Raw genomic sequence first — 5105 nt, 5'->3', positions numbered from 1 at the left:
GATTGAGGGGGTGGGGCGACCCGAGGTCCGCTCCGCGCGCCACCGATGCGGACAGCACCCATGGCCATCGCGCCCTCGTCGACGCTCCTTCAGGTCTCCTCGCGGAAGTGGTAGCTCCGCCCGGGCAGGGGGCAGAACGGGGCCATGCAAGACGACAAGGACCCGACAAGTCCCTGGAGGTGGTGACTTGACCGTCATCGTCGGCCTGGTCCATCGCGGGCGTGTCCATCTCGCCGGCGACTCGGCAGGCAGCAGCGGGTCGCAGCTCACGATCCGCCGTGATCCGAAGGTCTTCACCAACGGCCCCTATGTACTCGGATTCACGACCTCGTTCCGTATGGGCCAGCTCCTGCACCATGCGTTCGAGGCCCCGCACCCCGAAGGCGACCTCGACCGTTTCATGGCCACGCGCTTCATCAACGCCGTCCGAGCCTGCCTCAAGGACGGCGGATGGGCCCGCAAGGACTCCGAGCAGGAACAGGCAGGCGTCTTCCTGGTCGGCATCCACGGGCGTCTCTTCGAGATCCATGACGACTATCAAGTCGGTGAGCCCATGGAGGGATATTCCGCCGTGGGCTCCGGGGACGACCTGGCTCTCGGAGCTCTGCACGCCACCGCCGGGCTCGGCCTCAAACCGCGCGAGCGCCTCACAGCCGCCCTGCGTGCCGCGGATCATCACAGCACGTATGTCTCCGCCCCGTACACCTACGTCAAGACACCCCGTTGAACGATCCCGCGGGAGGGGCGGAGGTTCGTGCCGTACGACCTCACGACCCCATCCACCCGATCGTCAGCCGGCGCGACCCGATCACCACCGACTGAAGTGGCCGGACGGGCGTGGTCGCCGTAGCCGAAGGTGGCCGGTGCGGTGCCCGAGTGGTCGTAGCCGTGGTGGCTCGGGAGCCGGTGCCACCCGGCCGGACAGGCCCGGGTGACGGCGTCCTGGGCGTCGCGGGCCCACCACGGGCCGCGTGTGCCGTGACGATCAGAGGGGGAGCGGGCGCCGGCCGGTCAGGTGCCCTGAACGACAGTGCGCCACCGCGCGCCGTCGGCCGGCGGTGCCGCTCCAGGGGGCCTTGAACGCCGTGTCACCCGGGCCGGATTCGGCGACCTAGCCGCCGCTGTCCAGCACCAGCACCGCGGCGGGTGCGGCACGTGCGTCACTCCGTGCCGCGCAGGGCGAGCCAGGTCTCGTGGCCCACGACGCCGTCGGCGTCCAGCTGCTTGTCGCCCTGGAAGCTCCGCACCGCCGACTCGGTTCCGGCACCGAAGTCGCCGTCCACGCCGGTGCTCCCGACGGAGTATCCGCGCTTCGTCAGCATGCACTGCACCTGAAGCACACGCTTGCCGCTGTCCCCCAGGCTCGTGCGTCCGTTGCCGCGGTAGTACGTGCAGTCCGAGATCCAGGCCGGGGTCGCGGGCTCGGTGGTGGGCGGACTGCTCGGGGTCGAGGAGGGAGTCGCGTCGGCCGAGGCGCTGGGATCGGCACCGGGAGCGGAGGGAGTGCCGTGCGCCGCCGATGGGGCGGAGCCCGAGTCCTCGGGGTGCGTGGCCGCGCCGTCGGGGTTCGCGGCGCCGTCGACGTTCTTGCCGGAGGCGGCCCTCGCGTCCGAGGCCCCGGGCGTCGACGAGAGGGCGGTGTCGCCGGGCCGGATGCGATCGGTCGTCGTGGCGGACCCCGGGCCGGAAGCGGCGGGCGGGGCGTCGTGGTGACCGAGCAGGAAGACCCCCGCGGCTACCGCGCAGACGGCGATGCCCGCGGCGACGGCCCGCACCGGCTTCTTCCGTGCCCAGGTGCGGACTCCGCTCTCCTGGGGACGTGCCGATGGCGTGCCGGAGGCGGCGTCGGCGGCCACCACCGGTGGTTCGAGAACGGGCGGACCAGGTCGGCCGTTCTGCCCGGCCGGTGCCGACGGCATCGCCATCGGTCGTTCGTCCGGAGACCGTAATCGGGCCGGCGATGCGGCGGGGAGCCGGTACAGCACCTCGTACGCCCGCTGCCGGGCCAGCAGTTGGCCGGCCAGCGGCTCGGGCCACACGGTCGTTTCGGTGCGTTCCCCGGCCGCGTTGATCAAGTCCTGCCCCGTGGGCCGCCGTTCGGGCTCCTTGGCCAGGCAGGCGGTCAGCAGCGAGCCGAGCGCCGCGTCCGCCGTCGAGATCTCGGCGATCAGTTCAGGGTCCGGCTCCTCGAACGCCACCCGGTGCATCACGTCGATCCCCGTACCGTCGCCGAACGGGGCATGCCCCGCCGCCGCGTACACCAGTGTCCCGGCGAGTGAGAACACGTCCGACGCCGGGTCGGATCTGCCGGTCCGCAGGTGTTCCGGCGACATGTAGGCCGCGGTTCCCACCCGGACACCCGTGCTGGTGATCGTGCTGGCGTCCATGGCCTTCGAAATGCCGAAGTCGATCACATGCGCGCCGCCGACGGACAACAGCACGTTGGACGGCTTCAGATCCCGGTGCACGATCCCCGTGGCGGCGAGGTCGGTCAGCGCCTGCCCCAGTTCCGCCACCAGACGCCAGACCGCGGCCGTCTCCAGGGCGCCGTGCTCACGTACGGCGTGCGCCAGATCGAGTCCCGGGAGGTACTCGGTGGCCATCCACAGCAACTCGTCCTGGAAGCCCGTGCCGCACAGTCTCGGTGTGTGCGACGTGCTGACCCGCTCGTGCACCGACGCTTCACGCTCGAACCGGCGCCGGAAGCCGGGATCGTCCGCGTACTCCGGCCTGATCACCTTCACCGCGGCCAGACCGGGGCTGCCGTCCGAGGGACATGCGAGGTAGACGCGCCCCATACCGCCGCTGCCGAGCAAGGCTAGGGGCGCATAGGGACCGATGAGATCCGGGTCACCGAGGCGCAGGGGTGAGGCACCGGTCTGCCGCAGCGCGGCGGCCTCGTTCGTCGCCAGGTCCGGTGGCAGCGGCCGCTGTTCTGACACGGATCTCCCGAAGTGATGTGCGCCGTACGTCAGTTCGGCTCCACGGATTGACGAGGCTATCCGAGCCGTGGCGTCCGTTCAGGGTTTCCCGCACTTCCGTTCCCCCCAGGGCTGTTCAGGATGCCGCGATCAAGCCCCTCCTGACGGATGTCGGGCTCGACCGTGCGGGCAGTCCGTCGACCCCGGCCCGGGTACCGAAGCGGGTGGCTCGGCCGGTGACGAGGTCCTCAGACGTGGGAGGCGTATTCCTGCCGGACCAACTACCACGTGCCGCCGTGGGTGATACCGCTGGTCCTGGACGAGCCGGGCGAGAAGCTGCTGAACACCGAACACGGCGTGCTGGAGGGCCGGTTCGCCTTCCTGGACGTCTCGCTGGAGAGCCGCTGGGGCGGACTGATCAGCGGAGACCGGGTCTTCGTCGACTTCTCGCCGTGCGACTGCGGCCGGGCGGGACCGACTGTCCTGCCGGACATCAGGCGCTACGGCGACCTGGCCGACGAGGACAAGATCACCTGCGCCGCGACACTCGACTCCTCTGTGCGGGGGATGATCCACGGATGAGCACCACGACCGACACCGAGGTCGTGCACGTGGTGCGCGGCGAGGTCGACCACGGCTCACCCGTCGCGTACGGCCGCGCCGGCTCGGCCTTCACCGCACCGGCCCTCGACCTGGACAGCCTCGTCCGGCCCCGCACCGAACCCGGCCCCGCCTTCCACGTGCCCGTAGCGGAGATCGTCGACCTGCTGGTGGAGACCGGGGAGGCCCTCAAGTCGGACCGCGAGGGACTGCTCGCCGAGGCCCTCGACCGTATGGTCCGGGTCAGCCCGCTGCCCGCGGAGGTCCTCCAACGTGCCTACGCCGTGCTCTGGCGCAGCTTCTGACGGCCCGGCCTGTACGCCCAGATCATCCGTCGTGCCCGCGCGGGCCGTCCCGTGCGGCGGTCGGTCACCTGCCCCGGGCCGCACGGTGTTCATGGGGGCCCATCGCGCCGTACAGAGCCGGCTGCTACTTCAGGCCGATCGCCGCGCAGGCCGCCGCGTACTGCGGGGTGCAGATGTCCTTCACGGTGTAGATGCCGTCCGCGATCACCGTGTCCTTGATGTTGTCCTTCGTGAGCGCGACCACCGGGACCAGCATGGTGGGGATCTTCTTCTCCGTGGGGCTGTCGACCGAGTCGCGGGTCAGGGAGTCGAACTGGATGTCGCGGCCCTGGACCTTGTACACCGCCATCTCCGCGGCGCGGGTGGCCTCTTCCGGGAACGGCTTGTACGCGGTCATGTACTGCTCGCCCGCGACGATCCGCTGGACCGCGTCCAGGTTCGCGTCCTGGCCGGTCACCGGTGGGATCTCGGTGGCGCCCGCGTCCTTCAGGGCCTTGATGACGGCGCCCGCCAGGCCGTCGTTCGCCGCGTAGACCGCGGCGATGTCGTCGAGGCCGACGGCCTTGATCGCGTTCTTCATGTTCGTCTCGGCGACCGCCGGGGACCATTTCTCGGTGTCGTACACCTTGGCTATCTTGACGTTGTTCTGGAGTTCGCCGAGGGCTCCCTCCTTGAACTTCGCGTAGTTCGTGTCCGCGGGGTCGCCGTTCATCATGACGATCTTGCTGGACGCCGCCTTGCCGCCGAGCGCCGTGATGATGGCGCGGGCCTGGATCTCGCCGACGAGTTCGTTGTCGTGCGAGACGTACGCGTCGATCGGGCCCTCCGCCAGTCGGTCGTAGGCGATGACGGGGATGCCGGCGTCCTTCGCCTTCTGGACCTCCGGCGCGATGGCCTGGGCGTTCAACGCGTCCACCAGGATGACGTCGACCTTCTGGTCCACCATCTGCTGGAACTGCCGGCTCTGCTTGTCCTGGCTCGCCTCGGCGTTGGCGTAGACGACCTTGCCCTTGCCGTTGGTGAGGGCGGCGACCTCCTTCTTGATGACGGGGTGGTCGAAGGCCTCGAACCGTGCGGTGTCCTTGTCGGGCAGGAGCAGTCCCACCGTGATGTCGTCGCCCTTCTTCGGCGACGCGGAACCGTCGCTTCCGACGACTCCGTCGACGACGCCGCACGCGGTGAGCGCGAGCGCGGACGCGGACGCGGTCAGAGCCGTCGCGAGGTGGCGCACGGGGATTCGACAAAGGGCGGGAGCGTTCACGTGGGGGCGCCTTTCGAG

General features: G+C 70.3%; 5 protein-coding genes. 3 read left to right on the top strand and 2 right to left on the bottom strand.

Features of this window, described 5'->3' with window-relative positions:
• Positions 1-187: 187 nt before the first annotated feature.
• Entirely contained in the window at positions 188-727 is a 540-nt protein-coding gene (locus tag AC31A1_RS46380) for a hypothetical protein (protein ID WP_489659095.1), read from the top strand.
• A 433-nt stretch (positions 728-1160) separates the two neighbouring features.
• Here the strand turns inward: AC31A1_RS46380 and AC31A1_RS46375 are convergent, their stop codons facing one another.
• Entirely contained in the window at positions 1161-2942 is a 1782-nt protein-coding gene (locus tag AC31A1_RS46375) for a protein kinase domain-containing protein (RefSeq protein WP_489659094.1), read from the bottom strand.
• 267 nt (positions 2943-3209) lie between these two features.
• Between AC31A1_RS46375 and AC31A1_RS46370 the strand changes: the two genes are divergently transcribed.
• Together AC31A1_RS46370 and AC31A1_RS46365 are read left to right on the top strand one after the other, a co-directional pair.
• A complete protein-coding gene (locus tag AC31A1_RS46370) occupies positions 3210-3503 on the top strand; it encodes a hypothetical protein (RefSeq protein WP_489659093.1) in 294 nt (97 codons plus the stop codon).
• On the top strand, positions 3500-3826 hold the full coding sequence (locus tag AC31A1_RS46365; protein WP_489659092.1) for a hypothetical protein: 327 nt from the start codon (positions 3500-3502) through the stop codon (positions 3824-3826). The genes AC31A1_RS46370 and AC31A1_RS46365 overlap by 4 nt, the downstream gene beginning before the upstream one ends.
• 124 nt (positions 3827-3950) lie before the next feature.
• On the opposite strand, the gene AC31A1_RS46360 is transcribed toward AC31A1_RS46365, so the two are convergent.
• Positions 3951-5057: a sugar ABC transporter substrate-binding protein gene (locus AC31A1_RS46360; RefSeq protein WP_489659091.1), complete on the bottom strand. Its 1107-nt coding sequence runs from the start codon at positions 5055-5057 to the stop codon at positions 3951-3953.
• Between the last annotated feature and the right edge of the window lie 48 nt (positions 5058-5105).

This window comes from Streptomyces sp. P5F9 (genome assembly GCF_057961495.1).
Note: the sequence above shows the minus strand (reverse complement) of the source record. Positions and strands in the feature narration are given on the sequence as shown.